Origin of the sequence: Microbispora sp. NPDC049125 (assembly GCF_040802045.1) — a bacterium.
GTDB lineage: Bacteria > Actinomycetota > Actinomycetes > Streptosporangiales > Streptosporangiaceae > Microbispora.
Genome location: NZ_JBEZDW010000003.1, coordinates 340,144 through 361,353 on the forward strand (window position 1 = coordinate 340,144; position 21,210 = coordinate 361,353).

Sequence of the window (21,210 nt, forward strand, 5' to 3'; positions counted from 1 at the left end):
AGTGAAATATGGCTCTGACCTGGACATCTTCACTGAATCGTTATTTTGGCTGAAATGTGGTCATGAAAGAATCTAAGTACGGCAAGCGGGATGTCCAGCGGGCGTCGGCGACCTGCCAGTAGATGGTGAAGTGCCGCCCGTCGGGCATGCGGAACGCCCGGTCGAGCACGCGGACCTTCCCGTAGCTCGGGACGAAGGTGAACTCCCAGTCGGCCGCCGGGACCTCCTGGTAGCGCGTCGCCTCCAGGCGGAGGCGCTCGTACCCCGGCAGGAACCCCTTCCCCGTCGACGCGGCCTCGACGACGGTGAGGGCGGACACGGGGTCGTCGTCCTCCCACGGCGTGAGGTCGACCTGCAGGTAGTCGCGCGTCCCCGGGCCGTGGAAGCGCACCCGTGCCCCTTCCCGCTGGTACGGGACCCAGCCGGGGGGCAGGGCGACGGAGAAGCCGAGCCGGTCACGGTGCACGGCCCAGCCGTCGGGGACCTTCACTCGCGGCGTCGGCCCGGCCGAGGCGGACTCCTCCGGCGTGGGCGTGGTCTCCGGAGATGTCTCCGGTGAGCTCGCCTGCGACGTCTCCGGCGTGAGCGATACGTGAGGAGTGGGGGACGGCGAGGCGGTCGTGCTCACCAGGGTGTGATAGCCGTACCAGCCCCCGGCGGCCAGGGCGGCCAGCAGCACGGGAACGACGACGAGCAGGATCATCCGAGTCGACGACCGGTGCCGTGCGGGCTCCTCGGGCCCTCCCCGTCCGGGCCCGGCGCCGTGGGGGCCCTCAGGGGGCCCGCCGCCGGGCCAGGCTTCCCGCCAGGTGCCGGACCCGCCCGCGAAGCCGTTCCCGGGCTCCCTTCCCGGCGCCTGCCGCGCGGAGCCGTACGGCCCGGGCGGCGCTCCGTACGAGGGAGAGGACGCCGGGGCCGGCCGGGCGTGCGCGTCGGCGGCGAGCGCCGCGTTGAGAAGGTCGGAGGCCTCCGTCGCGTCGAGGCGCATGACCGGGTCCTTGCGTAACAGGCCCTCCAGGACCGGGGTGAGCGGGCCCGCCCGGCGGGGCGGGTCCGGCTCGTCGTGCAGCACGGCCGCCATCGTGGCGACGGGGGAGTTGCGGTCGAACGGCGGCCTGCCCTCCACCGCGGCGTACAGCGTCGCCCCGAGCGACCACAGGTCCGACTCGGGCGTGGCGGGCAGCCCGTTGAGGCGTTCCGGCGGGATGAACGCCGGGGTGCCGCTGATGGCCCCCGTCATCGTGAGCCCCGGCTCCTCCAGCATCATGGCGATCCCGAAGTCGGTGAGCACCACCCGGTTGTCCGCGCCGATCAGCACGTTCTCCGGCTTGACGTCCCGGTGGAGCACTCCGGCGGCGTGCGCGGTGCGCAGCGCGTCGAGCACCTGCAGGCCGATGGCCGCCACCCGCTCGGGCACCAGCGGGCCGTGCTCGCGCAGCACCTGGCCGAGGGAGCGCGACTTCACGAGCTGCATCACGATCCAGGGCCGGCCGTCCTCCTCGATGACGTCGTGGACGATCACGACGTTCGGGTGGTCGATGCGGCCGGCGGCGCGGGCCTCGCGGATCGTCCGCCGGTTGAAGGCCTCCCGGTCCTCGTCGTCCGCGGGGTGGTAGAGGACCTCCTTGACCGCCACCGGGCGGTCGAGCAGATCGTCGTGGGCGCGCCAGACGACGCCCATGCCGCCCCTGCCGATGGGTTCGAGCAGGTGGTATCTGCCCGCCACGCGACGCCCCTCGTCCAACCAGTCCCTCCTCGAAACCCCTGCATCGTCCCACAGCCCGGGACTTCGGCGGCGGCTCGCGGATGTCACAGAAATGCAGCGGCCGGACAATCCGGAGCTGCAGGTAAGGCGCTTTCTCACGTCCGGCATTTCGATACGTGAGGACCGAAAACCCGTGCGGTGGCCGACTGCGGCGCGCCTCGGGCCGGCGCCTCCCCGGCCGGGATTCAAGCGATTCACCAGCCTGTTGAGCGATAAAGCGCGAGGCAGCTTCGCCTGCCGGCCGAGACCCGCGGCGCGGCGCGGAGGGAGGGGCGCCGGGAGCCCGCCAGTCTTGGCGTGATCGCGCGCTCACATATTCGGACGGACGGATGTTAACTATTAACCGGCTTGCCGGATTTATCCCATCCTTATACGATTCGGTCGGCTTTCCGGCGCTAGCCGGTGTCGTTTCCCCGCCCCGATAGGAGCACGATGCGGCCACGCACGACGTCGCGCAGGAAAACCCCGTACGGAAAGGTGGCGAGCGTCGCGGTCATCGCGCTGACCACGCTCGTCCTGCCGTTCAGCCCGTCCGCCCAGGCGGACCAGCGGGGACCTGACTGCGACGCCAACCCCAACGCCCACCTGTCCTCGGTGCCGAGCCCCGAGTCGGTCCTCGGCTTCCCTCTCGGCAAGGGCCAGCCCAGGGTGGTCACCACCGAGGAGATCAAGAAGTACGTCGAGGCGGTCGGCGGCGCGTCCAAGCGGGTGGTCACCGGCACGATCGCGCACAGCGTGACCGGTCAGGAGCTGCCCTACGCCATCGTGTCCAGCGAGCACCACATGGTGCCCGGGCAGCTGGCCAAGATCGCCGCGCAGGTCCGGTCCCTCCGCGACCCCCGGTCCCTGAAGGAGGGCAAGGCCGCGCGCATCGCCGAGGACACCCCGGCCATCGTCTGGGTGGCCGGGAACGTCCACGGCGGCGAGAAGAGCGGCGCCGACGCCGCGCTCAAGACCCTCTACGAGCTGGCCGCCGGCCTGTCGTGCGAGGTGGCCGAGCGCAACGAGAACCTCGTCACGGTCATCGTCCCGACCCAGAACCCGGACGGCCGCGACGAGAGCCGCCGCCAGAACGCCTTCGGCTTCGACCTCAACCGGGACTGGTTCGCCCGCACCCAGCCGGAGACCGACGGCAAGATCGACATGCTGCGGGACTACCCGCCCCAGGTCTTCGTCGACGCCCACGAGATGGGCGGGCGGCAGTACTTCTTCCCGCCCAACGCCGACCCCATCCACCACGAGATCGCCGACCAGCCGGTGGACTGGATCAACCGCATCGGCGCGGCCAACGCGGCCGGCTTCGGCTACAACGGCGCGTGCGGCGGCGCGGTGACCACCGAGTGCTACTTCAACTACGCCACCTACGACCTGTTCTACATGGGGTACGGCGACACCGTGCCGTCCACCGGCTTCGGCGCGGCGGGTATGACCTTCGAGAAGGGCAGCGCCTCCGCCGACGAGGACCGCGTGCAGCAGCAGTTCAACACGCAGTGGGCCACCACGGGGTGGGCCGCGGCCAACAAGCGCGAGATCCTCGGCGGCTACTACAAGATCTGGCAGAACGCCCTCGACGAGGGCGCCCGGGGCGCGCTGGAGCCCAACGAGGTCGTGCAGCCCGCGAACACCGTCCAGTTCCCCGTGCCCGACGTCAAGATCCGGTCGTACTTCCTGCTGCCCGACCGCCAGGTCGCCGACGCGCGCCGGCTCGTCGAGCGGCTGCGCGGCATGGACGTCGAGGTCTACCGCCTCAAGAAGGCCGTCACCGTGCCCGACGCGCGGATCTTCGGCGGGCGCTCGGCCGCCGGCCTCACCGTCCCCGCCGGGGCGTACTGGATCCCGCTGGACCAGCCGCAGAAGCACTGGATCCAGGCGCTGCTCGGGGAGGACCCCTACGTTCCCTTCCCCTACTTCTACGACGTCTCCTCCTGGAGCAACCCCCTGCTGATGGGCGTCGACACCGTCTACACCGGTGACGAGCTGTCCCCCAAGGCCGACCTGGTGAAGCGGCTCGACGGCGGCGTCTCGTCGGAGGCGAAGGCGGGGAAGGGCTCCTACACCTACCCGATGGACTCGGCCGCCGCGTCCGAGCTCACGTTCCGGCTCCTCGGCGAGGGGGTGCCCGTCTCGCGTGACCTCACGAACGGGACGGTGAGCCTGCCCGCCGGCGCGATCGCCAGGGACGCGCTGGACAAGCTCGCCCAGTCGTACGGCGTGACCGTCGAGGGCGGCGCGGAACCGGTCTCCGGCACCGCGCTGCGCCGGCCCGACACCGGCCTGTTCGCCGGAACCGGCATCTCCACGACCTCCGGCTCGTACGGCGAGGCGCGCTACGTCCTCGGCGCGCGCTGGGGGCTCGGCCTCACGCCGGTGACGGCCGCCGACGTCAACGGCAACACGCCGGCCTTCACCCAGCGGACCGCCCTGGTGGTGCCCGACGGCAGCAGCTCGACCGGCGGTCTCACCGAGCAGGGCCTGGCCAACCTCAAGGCGTGGGTCGCCGCCGGAGGCACCTACGTCGGGCTGCGCAACGAGGGCACCCGGATCGCCCGCGCCGCCGGCCTGACCTCGACGACCGAGAAGGCCAAGCCGACCGGATACCAGGTCGTCGGCTCGCACTTCCGGGTGGACGTGGCACAAGGCAGCCCGGTCGCGCTGGGCCGCCCGGCGGAGGACTTCCAGTTCAACAACGGCGACCCGATCATCAACCCGAGCACCACAGGCAGGAACGTCCTCACCTATCCGTCGGACGGCACGTTCTGGTCCAACGGCTACACGAAGGGAGCCGACGCCCTCAAGGGCACGGCCGCGCTCGTCGACGAGCCGACCGGCGCCGGCCACGCCGTCCTGTTCTCCTACAACCCGCTCTTCCGGGCCTACAACGAGAACGGCATCCACCTGGTCGCGAACGCGCTGCTCTACCCCGGGCAGGCGGCCGCGCAGAAGCGGACGGCGACCGCGCCGGCCGGCGTGGAGGCCCTCCGCGAGGCGGCGGCCAAGGCCGATGAGCCGGCCAACCTCGGCGGCCAGTGGCGGCCCATCGCCATCGAGGTGGCCGACGCCGACCTCGCGCGCGCCCAGGCGGTGGTCGCCAAGTACACCGGCGCCGCGCGGACGGCGAGCGCCGGCGGCTCCTCGTACATCACGATCCCCAACCCCGAGGGCCTGGCGGCGGACGAGCATCCGTTCCTCCGTGACATGGTCGGCGAGCTGCGCGCCGCGGGCGTCCCGCTGCGCTCCGTCGTGGCCTGATCACGGTCCTCACCCACGAAGAAGAGGGTCCGGCCGGGGCTCCCCCCGGCCGGACCGCCCCGAAAGGAACCACATGAAATCGCGTCGCGTCAGCGGCACACTCCTCGCGACCGCCGTATGCGCCCTGGTGGGCGTCCCGGCGGCGCAGCCCGTTCTCGCCGCGCCCGGAGCGCCGGGACAGCCGCGCTACTCCGCGGGCGCGGCGAGCGCCGGGGACCCGTACTTCCCCGACCAGGGCAACGGCGGCTACGACGTGAAGCACTACGACATCGCCTTCGCGTACGACCCCGCCACCAAGAACATGGACGCGACCACCACGATCACCGCGGCGGCCACCCAGGACATGGACCGGTTCGACCTGGACTTCCGCGGGCCAGACATCTCCTCCCTCACGGTGAACGGGCACAAGGCCTCGTTCGAACGGGACGGGCAGGAGCTGATCGTGAGCCCGCGCCCGAAGCTCAAGACGGGGCAGGAGTTCACGGTGGTCGTGAAGTACGCGGGCACGCCGCCCGTCGTCACCGACCCGGACGGCTCCATCGAGGGATGGGTGCCGACCGACGACGGCGCCTTCGTGCCGGGCGAGCCGCAGGGATCCCCGGCGTGGTACCCGTGTGACGACCACCCCACCGACAAGGCGACGTTCACCTTCCACGCGACCGTGCCCGAAGGCCTCACGGCGGTCGGCAACGGCCGGCTGCTCTCGCAGAAGACCGAGGGCGGCCGGACGACGTTCGTCTGGGACTCGACCGAGCCGATGGCCACCTATCTCGCCACGGTGACGATCGGGAACTTCACCGTCGCCCAGACGGCGACGCCGAGCGGGATCCCCGTCTACACGGCGGTCGACCCGCGGCTGGCGACCCAGTCGGCGGCGGCCGTCACGAGGATCCCCGAGATCGTCGACTACCTCAGCTCGGTCTTCGGGCCGTACCCCTTCTCGTCGGCCGGGGCCATCGTGGACCGCGCCCCCGACGTCGGCTACGCCCTGGAGAGCCAGACCAAGCCGATCTTCTCCAGCGCGCCGGGCGTCGGCACGATGGTGCACGAGCTCGCGCACCAGTGGTACGGGGACAGCGTCAGCGTCGGCCGCTGGTCCGACATCTGGCTCAACGAGGGCTTCGCGACGTACGCCTCGTGGCTGTGGACCGAGCACACCGGCGGGGCCACGGCCCAGCAGACGTTCGACAGCACGAGCAACTACGGGCGCGCCGCGACGTCGTCGTTCTGGCAGACCGTGACCGCCGACCCCGGCCCCGAGGACATGTTCGGCAACGTGCCCTACAACCGCGGCGCGATGACGCTGCACGCGCTGCGCGGCAAGATCGGCGACACGGCCTTCTTCCAGCTGGTCAAGGAGTGGGCCGCGGCCAACCGGCACGGCAACGCCCGCACCGCCGACTTCATCCGCGCGGCGGAGAAGGTGTCGGGCGCCGACCTGACCGCCTTCTTCGACGTGTGGCTGTTCCAGAAGGGCAAGCCCACCACCTGGTAGCGAGCGCGTTCGGCGGCGGCCCCGGCCCGTTCCGGGGCCGCCGCGACGCAGCTCCGGGAGACGGGGAACCCTACTTCGCCGGCTTGAACGTGGCCGTGAAGGTCTCGAAGAAGTGGTGGTCCTTGTCCCACCGGCTGTCGGGGGTGCTCCAGAAAATCGCGTAGCCGTGATGCTTGCTGGTGACGAAGCCCCGGTTGACCACGTGGGTTCGGGTCGACCCGGAGTTGTAGGTGAACTCCCAGTCAGCCGCCTCATCCCAGTAGTCGACAGACTTGATCTTGACCCGCGTGTAGCCGGGGTAGGTGTACCGGCGGGACTTCTCCTGACTCTTCCAGTCCTTCACCGCGTCCTTCTGCGGCGAGTTCGTCTGGTCGATCAGAAGGAAGCCAGGTGATCCGGGGCCGCGGAACCAGACCGCTGTGTCTTGCCGCTTGGAGACCTTCCAGCCCTTGGGGAGGGCCACCGAGAAGCCGCTGTCGTCCTTGTAGCGGTGCCATCCGTCGGGCGCGTCGGCGGGCTGTGACGTCGTGGGGCTGGGCGACGAAGACGGCGACGGGGACGCCGATCCCTCGCCGCTGGCCGTGGCGGAGGGCGCCCCGGAGGCGGCCGGCTCCGACGCCGCGTTCGTGGCCGGGGCCGATCCGCCGGCGCTCGCGGTGGAGGCCCCCGGCCCGGCCGAGCCGTTCTCACCCTGCCGCAGCCCGAGGTAACCGGCCACGCCCGCGACGAGCAGCAGTGCCGGGACGAGCACCAGCGCCGCCTTCGCCATCGAGCTGGGCCGCCGCTCGACCGGCCCGGTGGCCGTGTCGCCACGCCAGACGCCGGACCGCTGTGTGGGCACGCCGAGCGGCTCGGCCGGGCTCGCCGCGGAAGCCGCTTCGGCGGCTGCCGGGGCGGTGCCGCGCTCGACACGCGTGTGCCCGTCGCGACCGGCGTCCGGCTGGATCCCGGCCTTTGGCTGGATCTTGGTGCGGCCGTCATGACCCGTGCCGGCTGGCGGTGACTTCCTCGCGGGCTGAGGGGTCTGGGCCCCGGTCACGGGCACCGGGTACGGGCTCCGGGAGCGCGGGACGCCCGGCGTGGAGGTGGAGGCCGCCGCGCCGTCGCCCGCCGGCCCGGCCGGGGACTCGGCGCCAGGCTCGGCGGGCTTGCCGGCCGTGCCGTCCACCGGCTCAGAAGCCGTGCCGTCCGTCCCCGGAGACGGGGCGTCGTCCTGTACGACCGGTATGGGAGAGGTGATCTCGGCCGGTCCCGGGTCGTCCGCTCCTACGGCGCCGGGAGAGGCGTCGCGGGAGGCGTCGCGGGAGGCTGGGCCAGGGCCCGCCTTCCCGGGGGAGGAGCCGTCCGGAGACGCCGCCGGTGAAGACGCGGCCGCGCCGTCCCCAGTGGTGGATCCGGCTGTCTTGGAAGGAGATGCGGCGGCGCCTCCTGCGGCGCCTCCAACGGCGGCGGCCGCGGCGTCCCGGCCGGGGGCTTTGGCCCCGGCCGCCGTGCCGGGTTTCGACGAGGGCGCGGCGGATGCCGCCTTCGTCCCGGACTTCGGGGCGGGCGCGGGCTTGCCGCTCCCGGCAGGCGCCCTCCCGCCACTTCCGGCAGCCCCCGTCCCGCCAGTTCCGGCGGAGCCCTTCCCTTCACTCGCGGCGGCGCTCTTCCCATCGCCGGCCACGCGGGGGCGGGGAGGCGCCTCGGCGCGTGAAGCGGCCCGGGGCTGCGCCGCCGCCCCATCGGCCGACACGCCACCAGGCACCTCGCCACCCGATGCGCCACCGGCAGGCTGAGGAGCGCCGCCGGGAGCCGGACGACCGGGCGCCGCGCCACCACGGGGCGCAGGGGCTCGCGGGGGCGACCCGCCAGGACGGGCCCGCGGCCCGGCGTCCTGAGCCGGACGGGGAACCGGCGGCCCGGCGTCCGGAGCGGGACGCGGGACCGGCGGAGCGGGGGAGACGGCGGGAGGACCCGGCTGGCGGAGCACGGGAGCGTGGTCGGCGGAGGCCTGCCGCAGCAGCCGGGCGGTCTCGTCGTATCCGGGCCGGTCGGCGGGCTCCTTGGCGAGCATCCGCATCAGCACCGGGCCCAGCCGCCCGGCCCGTCTCGCGGGCGCCGGCTCCTCGTTCAGCACGGCGTGCATGGTGGCCATGGCCATGCCCCGGTCGTGCGGGGGCTTGCCCTCGACGGCGGTGTACAGGGTGGCGCCCAGCGACCACAGGTCGGACTCCCGCTGGGCGGGGGCGCCGCGCAGCCGTTCCGGCGCGATGAACGCGGGGGTGCCGACGAGACCCGTGCGGGTCATCGTGTTGTCGGCCTCCAGGCGGGCGATGCCGAAGTCGGTCAGCACGACCCGGCCGTCATCGGTGACCAGCACGTTCTCGGGCTTGACGTCGCGGTGCAGCACGCCCTGCCGGTGAGCGGCGCGCAGCGCGTCCAGGAGGGGCAGGCCGATCTCGACGGTGCGCTCGGGGGGGAGCGGGCCGTCCTCCCGGATCACCTGGCCGAGCGACCGGGACTGGACGAGCTGCATGATGATCCAGGGCCGCCGGTCCTCCTCGATCACGTCGTGGACGACCACCACGTTCGGGTGGGTGAGGCGGCCGGCTGCGCGCGCCTCGCGCATGGTCCGGCGGTTCAGGTCGCTGAGCTCGTCGCCCATCGCGCTGTCGAAGCGGACCTCCTTCACCGCGACGGCGCGGTCGAGGAGCTGGTCGTGGGCGCGCCACACCACGCCCATGCCACCCCGGCCGATCGGCTCAACCAACTGGTACCGGCCGCCGACGAGCCGGGCTTCCGAACGCGACATCGAACCCCTTCCTGGACCAAAGAATGGTCCCACGGATGGCAAAGGGATCAACCTGGCCGCGCCGTCCCTACTACCCTTATCACGGAATTTGAGACAGATCATTTCTAGCCAGTCCGAACCGCTGCTAAGGTCGAAGGCATGTCATGGCGCATCACCTTTACGTGGCCGGCTCCGGGAGAGCCGGTCGCGCGACCGTGATCTAGCGACCATCCGGAGCCGGCACGAGGCAGGGACTCACGTCTCTGCCTTTTCTCGTTCTCAGACCAGTCCATGAGCTGATGTCGAAGGAGCCGGCCCGGCCGGGCCGGCCGACCGAGGAGCCGACATGTCGAAGGCAGCCGACCGCCACCGCGTACGCATCGGGACTCTGACCGTGGGAGACGGCCTGCCCGTCGCCGTGATAGGCGGGGACGACGCCCGGTGGATCAGCCTGCGCGGGGAGCACGGGCGCGCCGCGTCAAGTGATGCCGGTGGGGACGCCGTCGCCGCGGCCAGGGACGGATGGGCCGGCCCCCTGCTGGTCGAGCCGTTCTCGGCGGGCGACCTCGCGGCGGTCGCCCGGCACGCGGACGGCCTGGTGATCGGCGCCGCCTGGATGCAGGACTTCGGCCTGGTCCGGGCCGTCGCGCGGCTCGGCCTCCCGGTCGTCGTGCAGCGCGGCCAGGCCGCCACGCTGGAGGAGTGGCTGGCCATCGCCGACTACTGCGTCGCCGAGGGCAACGACCGGGTCGTCCTCTGCGAGAGCGGCAGCCGTACGCACCTGGGGGGCGTGACGCTCGACTTCGGGCTGATGCGGGCGGCGCGTGAGCGGTCCGGCCGGCCGGTGCTCGCCGCGCTCGGCGGCGACGCGCGGCTCGCCGGCGCGGCGGTCGCAGCGGGAGCCGACGGGCTGCTGCTTCGCCAGGACGCCCCGGCCGCCGCGCGGGAGGCCGCGCGCGAGGCGGCGACCGTCCTGGCCCCGCTGGTCCGGCCGGAGGCGCCCGCGACCGTCGCCGCGGCGCGCGGGGCGATCGACCGCACGGACGCGGCGCTGGCGACGCTCCTGGAACGGCGCGCCGGCCTCGCCGTGACGGTCCAGCGGCTGAAGCCGGTGGGCGGGTTCCGGGGGCGCGACATGGACCGCGAGCGCGGCCTGGTCGCGGGCATGGCGAAGCGCGCCCCGCGACTGGGGGAGGCCCGGCTGGGGCCGGTCATGAACGCCGTCATCGAGGCCGGCCTCCACCTGGCCGAGGAGGAGCGGCAGGCCTGTGACCAGGCCCTCCGTGGAGCCCGATAGGATCTGAACCACCTGAGTCCCACTGGTTCGCGATCACGCGTAGGCTCTGATCCGCGGTCAGTGACGTTGGGGGTCTCATGGGTGATTCGTTTGTGCATCTGCACGTCCACACCGAGTACTCGATGCTCGATGGGGCTGCCCGGCTGAAGCAGATGTTCAAACTCGTGGGCGAGCAGGGCATGCCCGCGATCGCCATCACCGACCACGGCAACATGCACGGGGCGTACGACTTCTACAGGCAGGCCACCGCCGCCGGGGTCAAGCCGATCATCGGCATCGAGGCGTACGTCGCGCCCGCCTCCCGGCACCAGAAGAAGCCGGTCCTGTGGGGCGAGCCGCACCAGAAGCGCGACGACGTGTCGGCGGGCGGCTACTACACCCACATGACGATCTGGGCGCGCAACGCCACCGGCCTCGGCAACCTGATGAAGCTCTCCTCGCGGGCGTACACCGAGGGGTTCGTCCGCAAGTGGGCCCGGATGGACGCCGACCTGCTCACCGAGCACGCCGAGGGGCTCATGGCGACCACCGGCTGCCCCTCCGGCGAGGTGCAGACGCGCCTGCGTCTCGGGCAGTACGACGAGGCGCTCAAGGCGGCCGCGAGGTTCCAGGAGATCTTCGGGAAGGAGAACTACTTCCTCGAGATCATGGACCACGGGCTGGACATCGAGCGCAGGGTCCGCCAGGGGCTCACCGACATCAGCCGCGAGCTGAACATCCCGCCCGTCGTCACCAACGACTCGCACTACACCTACGAGGCGGACGCCACCTCCCACGACGCGCTCCTGTGCATCCAGACCGGCAAGCAGCTCTCCGACCCCGACCGGTTCCGGTTCGACGGCAGCGGCTACTACGTCAAGTCCGCCGACGAGATGCGGGCGGTCGACTCCTCCGACCTGTGGGCCGAGGGGTGCCGTAACACGCTGCTGATCGCCGAGAGAGTCGACGCGTCCGGCATGTTCGGCTTCAAGAACCTCATGCCGACCTACCCGATCCCGGACGGCGAGACCGAGGAGAGCTGGTTCCGCAAGGAGATCGCGAAGGGCATGGCCCGCCGGTTCCCCGAGGGGATCGACGAGGAGCACCAGCGCCAGATCGACTTCGAGATGAACGTCATCCTGCAGATGGGGTTCCCGTCGTACTTCCTCGTGGTCGCCGACTTCATCATGTGGGCGAAGACCAACGGCATCCGGGTGGGCCCGGGCCGCGGCTCGGCCGCCGGCTCGCTCGCCGCGTACGCGCTGGGCATCACCGACCTCGACCCCCTGCCGCACGGCCTGATCTTCGAGCGGTTCCTCAACCCCGACCGCGTCTCCATGCCCGACGTCGACATCGACTTCGACGAGCGCCGCCGGGCCGACGTGATCAGGTATGTCACCGAGAAGTACGGCGCCGACAAGGTCGCCATGATCGCCACCTTCGGCACCATCAAGGCGAAAGCCGCCATCAAGGACGCCGCCCGCGTCCTGGGGTATCCGTACGCGCTGGGCGACAAGGTGTCCAAGGCGTTCCCGCCGGCGGTGATGGGCAAGGACATCCCGCTGTCGGGCATCTTCGACACCGATCACCCCCGCTACAACGAGGCCGGTGAGCTGCGCAAGCTGTACGAGGAGGACGTCGACGTCAAGGCGGCGATGGACCTCGGCAGGGGCCTGGAGGGCCTGATCCGGCAGACCGGTGTGCACGCCGCCGGCGTCATCATGTCGGCCGAGGTGCTGACCGACTACATCCCGATCATGCGCAGGGACTCCGACGGCGCGATCATCACGCAGTTCGACTACCCGACCTGCGAGACGCTCGGCCTGCTGAAGATGGACTTCCTGGGCCTGCGCAACCTCACGATCATCGACGACTGCCTGAAGATGATCGAAGGCAACACCGGCACCATGATCGACCTGCTGAAGCTGCCGCTGGACGATCCGAAGACGTACGAACTGCTCGGCAGGGGCGACACGCTCGGGGTGTTCCAGCTGGACGGCGGCGGCATGCGCTCGCTGCTGCGGCTGATGAAGCCGGACAACTTCGAGGACATCTCCGCCGTCGGCGCCCTCTACCGCCCGGGCCCGATGGGCGCGAACTCCCACACGAACTACGCCCTGCGCAAGAACGGCCTGCAGGAGATCACCCCGATCCATCCGGAGTTCTCCGAGTCGCTGGAGGAGATCCTCGGCACGACCCACGGCCTGATCGTCTATCAGGAGCAGGTCATGGCCATCGCGCAGAAGGTCGCCGGGTTCTCGCTCGGCAAAGCGGACCTGCTGCGCCGCGCCATGGGCAAGAAGAAGAAGGCCGAGCTGGACAAGCAGTTCGAGTCCTTCGAGCAGGGCATGAAGGACAACGGCTACTCCGCCGTGGCCATCAAGACCCTGTGGGACATCCTGCTCCCCTTCTCCGACTACGCCTTCAACAAGGCCCACAGCGCCGCGTACGGCCTGGTGTCCTACTGGACCGCCTACCTCAAGGCGAACTACCCGGCCGAGTACATGGCGGCGCTGCTGACGTCGGTCAAGGACGACAAGGACAAGTCGGCGCTCTACCTGAACGAGTGCCGCCGCATGGGCATCACGGTGCTGCCCCCGGACGTCAACGACTCCGACTTCGACTTCACCCCGCGCGGCACCGACGTCCGCTTCGGCCTGTCGGCGATCCGCAACGTCGGCGCGAACGTCGTCGACGGCATCATCGCCGCCCGCAGGGAGAAGGGCAGGTTCTCCGACTTCAAGGACTTCCTGCGCAAGGTCCCGGCGATCGTCTGCAACAAGCGCGTCATCGAGTCGCTGATCAAGTCGGGGGCCTTCGACTCCTTCGACCACGTGCGCAAGGGCCTGCTGATGGTCCACGAGCAGGCGGTCGACGCGATCATCGACATCAAGAAGAACGAGGCGATCGGGCAGGACTCCCTGTTCGGCGCGGCCGACGGCGCCGAGGACCAGACCTTCGACGTGCAGATCCCGCCGGGGGAGTGGGACAAGGCCACGCTGCTGCAGTTCGAGCGGGAGATGCTGGGCCTGTACGTCTCCGACCACCCGCTGCTGGGGGTGGAGCACATCCTCGCCTCGGGCGCCGACTGCTCCATCGCGGCCCTGCAGGACGAGAGCCGCCCCGACGGGCAGATCACCACCGTCGGCGGCATCCTGTCCGGCCTGCAGCGCAAGGTCACCAAGAAGGGCGACACCTGGGTCCTCACCACGCTGGAGGACCTGGAGGGCTCGATCGAGGTGATGATCTTCCCGTCGGCGTACCAGCTGTGCGCGACGCTGCTCGCGGAGGACGCGATCGTCTTCGTCAAGGGCCGCATCGACAAACGGGAGGACGTCGCGAAGATCATCGCGATGGAGGTGACGGCTCCGGACCTCACCGCCGAGTCGGGCGGGCCGCTGGTCGTGAGCATGCCGATCGCCCGTTGCACGCCACCGGTGGTGGGCCGCCTCAAGGAGGTGCTGACCACGCATCCGGGTACGACCGAGGTGCACCTGCAGGTCCACAACGGTCCGCGGACCACCGTAATGCGGCTCGACGACCGGCTGCGCGTCAACCCCTCGCCCGCCCTCATGGGGGACTTGAAGCAGCTCCTCGGCCCCGCCTGCCTAGGCGCCTGAACCCGCGTCGTCCGTACGCGCTGCCCGCCGCGTTGTCCGGAGCCGTCGCGGTGCTCGCCCGGCTCTTCGACATGGAGCCTGTCGCGCGCCGTCTGCTTTGACATGGAGCCTGTCGCGCGCCGTTCGCTTTGACGGGAAGCTGTGTGGGCTGCTCGGTTTGACGCGGGAGCTGTCGCGCGCCGATCGCTTTGACGCGCCGGAAGGCCGGTGGCGGGCTCGCCGGCGCTGTCTGAGGCCGGATCAGCGGTGGCGGTGCGTCCGGGGGGTGCGATGGGCGGCGGGGTGCGCCTGATCGCGCCGGTGACCTTGGCCGGCCGGTGCCGTGCCGGCCCTCCGATGGGCGGCGGATCCTGCCCCCGGCCGGGACGCCTTCCCGTGCCCGTGCCCGCGCCCCTGCCCATGCGAGGACGCCGGACCGCCGGAAGCGTGTCGTACGGCGGCGGTGTGCGTGGCGGGGGAATGCGCGGCGGCGTGTCGTGCGGGGGCTGCGCGCGCGGCGTGGGCATTCGTGGGGGCGTGCCGTACCGTCGCCGGGGCCCGCACGGTGGTGACGTGCCGGACGGTGGTGACGTGCTGGACGGCCGGGGGAGGGGCCTGCGTCACGGCGGGGGCGTCGTGAAGGGCTGCCGCGTGAGCGGCCTCTCCCGGCTGGCCGTGCTGGTCGGTGCCGGCGCCGTCCTGGTCGCCGTGCTCCCGGGCTTCCCGCTCCCTTTTCTCCCGCTTCTTCCTCTTCTTCTCTTCCTTTTCGAGGGCTTCCTTGAGGCCGGGGGTGTAGCCGCCGCCGAACCTTCTCATGTCCGGCGGGACGAACGCGTAGGGCGGCGTCTCCCGCAGGGCCGCCCGCATGGAGTCCACCCAGATGGGCCCGGGCAGGGAGGCTCCCTGCACGGCCCCGTAGTAGCGGCCGCCGATGGTGACGCCGGTCAGCGGGTAGCGGTAGGAGCCGCGGATGTCGCCGACGCTGACCGCCGCCGCCAGAGCGGGCGTGTACCCGGCGAACCACGCCGACGCGTACCCGTTGTTGGTCCCGGTCTTGCCGGCGGCGGGCCGGCCGATGGACTGCCCACGCATCGTGCCCTTCGTGAAGACGCCCGACAGCACGTGGTTGACCGCGTCGGCGATCTCCGGCTGGAGCGCGGTCACGCAGGCCGGGGGCACGTCGGTGCGGGTGCCGTCCCGTTCGACGATCGCGGTGATCGCCATGGGACGGCAGTAGCGCCCCCGGGCGGCGAACGCCGCGAACGCCGCCGCGACCGTCGTCGGGTCCATCTCGTTGACGCCCAGCGTGAACGTCGGCACCTCACGGAGCGGGCCGCCGTCCGCGCGCCTGATCCCGAGGGACCGGGCCGTACGGACGACGTCGCACAGCCCCACCTCGCGTTCCAGCTTCATGTAGAAGATGTTGACCGACTTCCAGGTGCCCAGCTCCAGGCTGTACGGCCCTCCGCTGCCCTCGCCGCTCGCGTTGTGGATCGTGGTGCCGGGGGAGTTCACCGGTCTGCCCGAGCAGTCGCGGTAGCCGGACGACGGCACGAAGGAGCCGGGAGTCTGGAAGCCGTCCCCGAACCGCATGCCCTGTGACAGCGCCGTGGCCAGCGTGAACGCCTTGAACGTCGAGCCGGCCTGCAGGCCCAGCCCGCCGCCGTGCGCCGTGTCGGCCGCGAGGTTGTAGGTGGTGTGCCTGCCGGTGTTCCGGTTGCCGGCGTTCCGCCCGTAGCGCTTGCTCGTCGCCATGCCGCGGATGAGCCCGGTGCCCGGCTCGATCATGGCCTCCGCCGCGACCTGGTCGTCGCGCGGTTTCACCCGGGCGGCGATCGCCCGCTCGGCCGCCCGTTGCGCGGCCGGGTCGATGGTCGTCCAGATGGTGAGCCCGCCCCGCTGGAGCCGCCGCTCCCGGTCGGCGGCGCTGTACCCGAACGCCGGGTTGGTCAGCACCTCCCGCTCGACGTACACGCAGAAGAAGGGGTAGGCGCTGCCGGAGCAGCCGCCGGGCTCGGCCCGCATGCGCAGGCCGAGCGGCTCCGCCACCGCCGACCGCGCCTCTCCAGGGGTGACCATCTTCAGCTCGGCCATCCGGTCGAGGACGAGGTTGCGCCGGGCAAGCAGGCGTCCGCGCTGCGCCTCTCCGATCGACGGGTCGGTGCTGTACGGCGTGCGCACCGCGCCGGCGAGCGTCGCGGACTGGACGAGTGTCAGGTCGGCGGCGTCGACGCCGAAGAACCGCCGGGCGGCCGCCTGCACCCCGAAGGCGCCCGCCCCGAAGTAAGCGATGTTGAGGTACCGCTCCAGGATCTGGTCCTTGGTGTACTTCTTCTCCAGCGCCAGCGCGTACCGCAGCTCGTCGAGCTTGCGCCGGAAGTTGCGCACCCGGGCCAGCGCGCGCTCCCGCTCGGACTCCGCCTGGGTGATCATGATGTTCTTCACGAGCTGCTGGCTGATCGACGAGCCACCCTGACGGATGCCCCCCGCCTGGGTGTTGGCGACGAGGGCCCGCAGGGTGCCCTTGATGTCGAGGCCGCCGTGCTCGTAGAACCGGGAGTCCTCGATGGCGACGATGGCCTGCCGCATGGCGGGGGCGACCCTGCCGAGCGGCACGGACTGCCTGTTCTGGTAGTAGAACTGGGCGATCTGGCGGCCGTCACGGTCGAGCAGCCGGGTCATCTCCGGGAGCGGGTCCTCGCGGGGCGCCGGGGGCAGGTCGGTGAAGGTGGACGCGGCGCCCTTGGCGGCCAGGCCCGCTCCGCCGGCCAGCGGCCCGGCCAGCCCGGCGACCAGCAGGCCCCCGGCCGCGCCGCACAGACCAAGCATGGCGACGGCGCCGAGGAGACGAGAGGTCACGCAGTATCAGTGCGATCCCGGGAGCCTCCCCAAACCCACCGGCCCCAAAGCTTTACGTTAGCCTGTTGATCTTCAACCCCAGCGAGGTGAACTGCTCGAAGGGCCGGTGGTAGCCCCGTTCGATGTGGTTGACCCCCCGCAGCGTCGAGGTGCCCTCGGCGACGGCGGCGGCCAGCACGGCGGAGAACCCCGCACGGATGTCCGGCAGCGTCACGTCGGCCCCCCGCAGCTTGGACACCCCGCGTACCACGGCGGAGTGCTTGGCGTTGGTGTCGTGATAGCGGCAGGCCGGGCCGCCCAGGCACTGCGCGAACACCTCGATCTCGCAGCCCATCTTCTGCAGCGCCGGCGTGTAGACCAGGCGGTTCTCGAAGACCGTCTCATGCAGGACCGACATGCCCTCGGCGCGGGTGAACAGCACCATGAGAGGCGTCTGCCAGTCGGTCATGAACCCGGGGTGCGTGTCGGTCTGCACCGCCGCCGCGCGCAGGCCGTCGGGGGCGGTGGCGGTCAGCCATTCGTCGGTGATCTGGAACTGGGCCCCCATCCTGGCCAGCGTGGTGATGGCGGTGACCAGCCGGTCCTGCGGGCAGCCGTGCACCCGCACCTCCCCGCCGGTGACGAGGCCCGCAACCAGGTAGGAGAACGCCTCGATGCGGTCTCCGTTGAGCCACGTGGAGGCCCCGTGCAGCCGCTCGACGCCCTCGATGACGATCCGCCGGTCCGGGCTGAGCTCGATCATCGCGCCCATGCGCTGGAGGAACAGGGCCAGCTCCACGACCTCCGGCTCCATCGCGGCGCCCTTGATGACCGTCTTGCCCTCGGCGAGCACGGCCGTCATGAGGATGGTCTCGGTCGCGCCGACGCTGGGGTACGGCAGCGTGATGCGGGTGCCGTGCAGCCGGGTCGCCTTGGCCGAGATGCCGTTGTCGCCGACCTCGATCTCGGCGCCCATCGCGCGCAGCGCCTCGACGTGGTAGTTCACCGGCCGCCGCCCGATCGGGTCGCCGCCGACCAGCGGGACGAAAGCCTCACCGGCCAGGTGGAGCAGCGGCCCCAGCATGAGGATCGGGATCCGGTTCAGCCCGGTGTACTCCTCCGGGACGCGCGGGCGGATGTCGGCGCCCTGCTCGATGGTGATCTCACCGGGGGTGATCTCGACGTGGATGCCGAGCGCCTCCAGCATGGCGGCGGTCAGCCCCACCTCCCCGACCTCCGGGGCGTTGTGCAGCGTGCTCGGGCCCGTTCCGAGCATGGCCGCCACCATGTGCTTCGATACCGCGTTCTTCGAGCCCCTGACCTCGACGTCCCCCCGGAGAGGACCCGACGGGTCGATCTGCCAGACCTCTTCGCTGCCGTGCCCATTGGCTCGCTCGTTCACGTGTTCTCCCTGGTGCTCCTGTGTGAGCAAGGGTAACGGGCGGCGGCCGAACACCATGTGGGTACCATCTGGACGGTGCGGCATCTGAGGGTCAATTGGGCCACGATCGCCCTGACCATGCTGGTCGTGGGACTGCTCGGCGTGGCGGCCGGGTTCGTGTGGTCGGCGCTCGCGCCCGCCTCGCGGTACGTGCTGACCGACACCGGGCCGCAGCTCGCCGACCTCGAGACGCAGTCGCTGATCGAGGCCGACGGATGGTTCGCCGTCGTCACCGGGGCGTGCGGCCTGCTCTGCGGGGCCGCGGCGTACGTCCTGGGCCGCCGCAGGCCGGTTGAGGTCCTGGTGGGGCTGACGGGTGGAAGCCTGCTCGCCGCGTACGTCGCGCTGCTGGTGGGCAGGTCGGCGAAGGGGACGGTCCAGGCCTCCGCTGCCGGAGGTCTCACCACGACGACGTCGCTCAACGTGACCGCGCACGGCGTCCTGTTCGCCTGGCCGCTGCTGGCCACCGCCCTGTTCTGGGCCGTCGAGTTCGTGATCACCTACCGCGAACGAGGTCGCTGACCTCCCGGGGAGCATGGGTGGTCTTCCTTCCCGAGGCTCGCCGCCGCTGGCCGGTGCCGGTGCCGATGCTGTACGGCAGGCGGGGCGCCGGGGACGATGTGCTCTATGGCGGCTGGGGCGGCTTGGTCTACGTCGCTGGGGTGACGCGGTTTATGGGGCTGTGGTGTGGCGCTGTGGTGGAGTAGGGCCGGGCGTCCCGTCCGACGCCCGCTGTCTGGGGAGCCGATTCTGAGCTGACCAGATGGGTCAGGCCTGGTGCCCCCGGTTGAAGTTGTGTCGAGCGTGTGTTCGATATAGTGTTGGGGTAGCCGTTACAGGTGAGCTTAGTTGGCGGGCCGTTGTGGGCCATGCGTCGTGTGATGAGTAGCTGAGTCTGCGTGAGAGGGTCCCGGTCCGGGCGGTCGGGAGGCAGTCTGTCGCTTTCGTCTCCGGTCAGGGGGTGCCCGCCGTGTCAGCTCCGTCTTCGCGTTCGTCGTCGGCTCAGCCGCCGGTGCCGCCGTCTGTTCAGCCGGTTGGCCGGGGACCTGGTGGCGGCCGCCCCGCCGTGGCGCGCCCCTTCACCCTCCTTGATACGGCTATAGCCGCCGGCTCGGGTTCCGATTCTTCCGTTGGCGCAGCCGAGACTGAGCCGGTGGCCGCCTCCGAGAGCGAGCCGGGGGCCGAGCCGGTGGTGAATTCGGAGACTTCTCGTTCCGTGGGTGGGCGGGTGTGGGATTGGGAGGAGCGGCCGGCGGTGCCGATTCCTGACGGTCTTGCCGCCCTGCCGCCGGGGGCGGAGCTGGCCCAGGCGCTGGCCAGCATCAACGTCGCGATGGTCAGCGGATACGACACGGTGGAGGTGTTGAAGGCGGCCTACCGGCAGTCCTGTCATGATCGGGCGTGGTTCTTGCAGGTGATGCTGGAGGTGGGGCTGCGCGAGCAGTTCTCCGCCGGCACGGTGCGCAGGCTGGCGGTGCCGGAGGAGTTCGCTCCCGATGAGGCCCGCGCGGCGCTGGTGTGGTCACGCCGGCGTGCTGATTCGACCTTCGAGCTGGCGTGGAATGTGCACCGCCGGTTGCCGGTCTTGGGTGAGGCGATGCTGGCGGGAGTGTTGGATGAGCCGCGGGCTGCGGCGTTCATCTGCTGGACCACCGGGCTGACCGATGAGCAGGCCGCCCTGGTGTGTGACCACCTGGTCGACCAAGCCGGCAGGTGGACGGTCGGGGAGTTGATCGAGCACATTCAGCGGCTGGTGCTGGCGATCGACCCGGGCTGGGCGGAAAAGCGTTACACCGAAGCGGTCAAACGCCGCCGCGTGGTCGGCGCCCGCAACGATGACGGCACCGCCAGCGTCTCCGGCCTGGACCTGCCGGTGGACCGGGCCGCGGCCGGCTGCGAACGCATCGATGAGCTGGCCCGCTCCTGCAAACGCGCCGGAGACCGCCGCCCGATCGACCACATCCGCGCCGACCTGTTCCTCGGCTCCCTGGACGGCACCTTCGAAGGACTGACCGACGAGCAGATCATCACCCACATCCGCACCCACCCCTTCCTCGACACCCCACCCAACACCAGCACAGACACCGACCCAGGCACCGACCCCGACCCAGGCCCGAGCACCCCGGACCCGAGCAGCCCGGACACCGACCCCGACGCAGGCCCGAACGGCCCGGACACCGATCCAGGTACCGATCCCGACGCAGGCCCGGATGGTCTCAACAGTTCGCCCGCCACCGGTCGGGGTGCCGATCTAGGTGGCGCCCACACTCCACCCGACGCCGATCCCGGCACAGGCACGAGCGGTCCCGACAGCGATCCCGGCGCGGGCCTGGACGGTCCCCACACCCCACTTCCTGATCCACCCGGCCGCGCATCGACCAACCCATCCGCCGGCCCGACAGTCGGTCCATCTGAGGGCACTCCAGCCGGCCCGCCAGTTGATCCAAGCGGCGGCACAACGACCGGCCCGCCAACTGATCCGCTTGGTCGCGCCCCGGCCCACCCTGCGGATGGCCCTTGCGGTGGCGCCCCGGCCGGCAGCCTGGAAGGCGGCGTGCCCCACCCGGGTGCCGCCTCACCCCGCCATGCCCACCCTCAGGACATGCCCGCGACCGCACTTCCCGATCCCGGCGCCGCCGCACCGGCCGCCCCTGGCCGCCGTGATCGTCTATCCAGACTCGTGCGGGGATGGGCTGTCCCCGAACTGCGGGTCGAGCTCAGCACACTGCTGGGCCTGGACGAACACCCCGCACACGCACCCGGATGGGGAATGA

Annotated in this window: 10 protein-coding genes; 6 read left to right on the forward strand and 4 right to left on the reverse strand. The window is 71.3% G+C overall.

Features of this window, described 5'->3' with window-relative positions; translation table 11 throughout:
• Positions 1-40 precede the first annotated feature (40 nt).
• On the reverse strand, positions 41-1,744 hold the full coding sequence (locus AB0B72_RS05785) for a protein kinase (RefSeq protein WP_367737160.1): 1,704 nt from the start codon (positions 1,742-1,744) through the stop codon (positions 41-43).
• Positions 1,745-2,197: 453 nt separating this feature from the next.
• On the opposite strand from AB0B72_RS05785, the gene AB0B72_RS05790 reads away from it, so the two are divergent.
• Complete coding sequence (locus AB0B72_RS05790; protein ID WP_367737161.1) at positions 2,198-5,014, forward strand: M14 family zinc carboxypeptidase; 2,817 nt, start codon at positions 2,198-2,200, stop codon at positions 5,012-5,014.
• A gap of 73 nt (positions 5,015-5,087) precedes the next feature.
• Positions 5,088-6,509: a M1 family metallopeptidase gene (locus AB0B72_RS05795; protein ID WP_367737162.1), complete on the forward strand. Its 1,422-nt coding sequence runs from the start codon at positions 5,088-5,090 to the stop codon at positions 6,507-6,509.
• A 70-nt stretch (positions 6,510-6,579) separates the two neighbouring features.
• Here AB0B72_RS05795 and AB0B72_RS05800 read toward each other — a convergent pair whose 3' ends face one another.
• Positions 6,580-9,303: a protein kinase gene (locus AB0B72_RS05800; protein ID WP_367737163.1), complete on the reverse strand. Its 2,724-nt coding sequence runs from the start codon at positions 9,301-9,303 to the stop codon at positions 6,580-6,582.
• Positions 9,304-9,628: 325 nt separating this feature from the next.
• Here AB0B72_RS05800 and AB0B72_RS05805 point away from each other — a divergent pair, with 325 nt between their 5' ends.
• A complete protein-coding gene (locus AB0B72_RS05805; protein WP_367737164.1) occupies positions 9,629-10,579 on the forward strand; it encodes a 3-deoxy-D-arabinoheptulosonate-7-phosphate synthase in 951 nt (316 codons plus the stop codon).
• Between the two features lie 77 nt (positions 10,580-10,656).
• Complete coding sequence (gene dnaE / locus AB0B72_RS05810; RefSeq protein WP_367737165.1) at positions 10,657-14,178, forward strand: DNA polymerase III subunit alpha; 3,522 nt, start codon at positions 10,657-10,659, stop codon at positions 14,176-14,178.
• A gap of 240 nt (positions 14,179-14,418) precedes the next feature.
• Here dnaE and AB0B72_RS05815 read toward each other — a convergent pair whose 3' ends face one another.
• Positions 14,419-17,016, reverse strand: coding sequence for a transglycosylase domain-containing protein (locus AB0B72_RS05815; protein ID WP_367737166.1), 2,598 nt, complete (start codon positions 17,014-17,016; stop codon positions 14,419-14,421).
• A 52-nt stretch (positions 17,017-17,068) separates the two neighbouring features.
• The gene (murA, locus tag AB0B72_RS05820) at positions 17,069-18,397 is read right to left on the reverse strand and encodes a UDP-N-acetylglucosamine 1-carboxyvinyltransferase (protein ID WP_367737167.1); all 1,329 of its coding nucleotides are present in this window, start codon (positions 18,395-18,397) and stop codon (positions 17,069-17,071) included.
• 75 nt (positions 18,398-18,472) lie between these two features.
• On the opposite strand from murA, the gene AB0B72_RS05825 reads away from it, so the two are divergent.
• Together AB0B72_RS05825 and AB0B72_RS05830 are read left to right on the forward strand one after the other, a co-directional pair.
• On the forward strand, positions 18,473-18,958 hold the full coding sequence (locus AB0B72_RS05825) for a hypothetical protein (RefSeq protein WP_367737168.1): 486 nt from the start codon (positions 18,473-18,475) through the stop codon (positions 18,956-18,958).
• Between the two features lie 631 nt (positions 18,959-19,589).
• Positions 19,590-21,210: DUF222 domain-containing protein (locus AB0B72_RS05830; protein WP_367737169.1), on the forward strand; the 1,621-nt coding region annotated here is incomplete at its 3' end.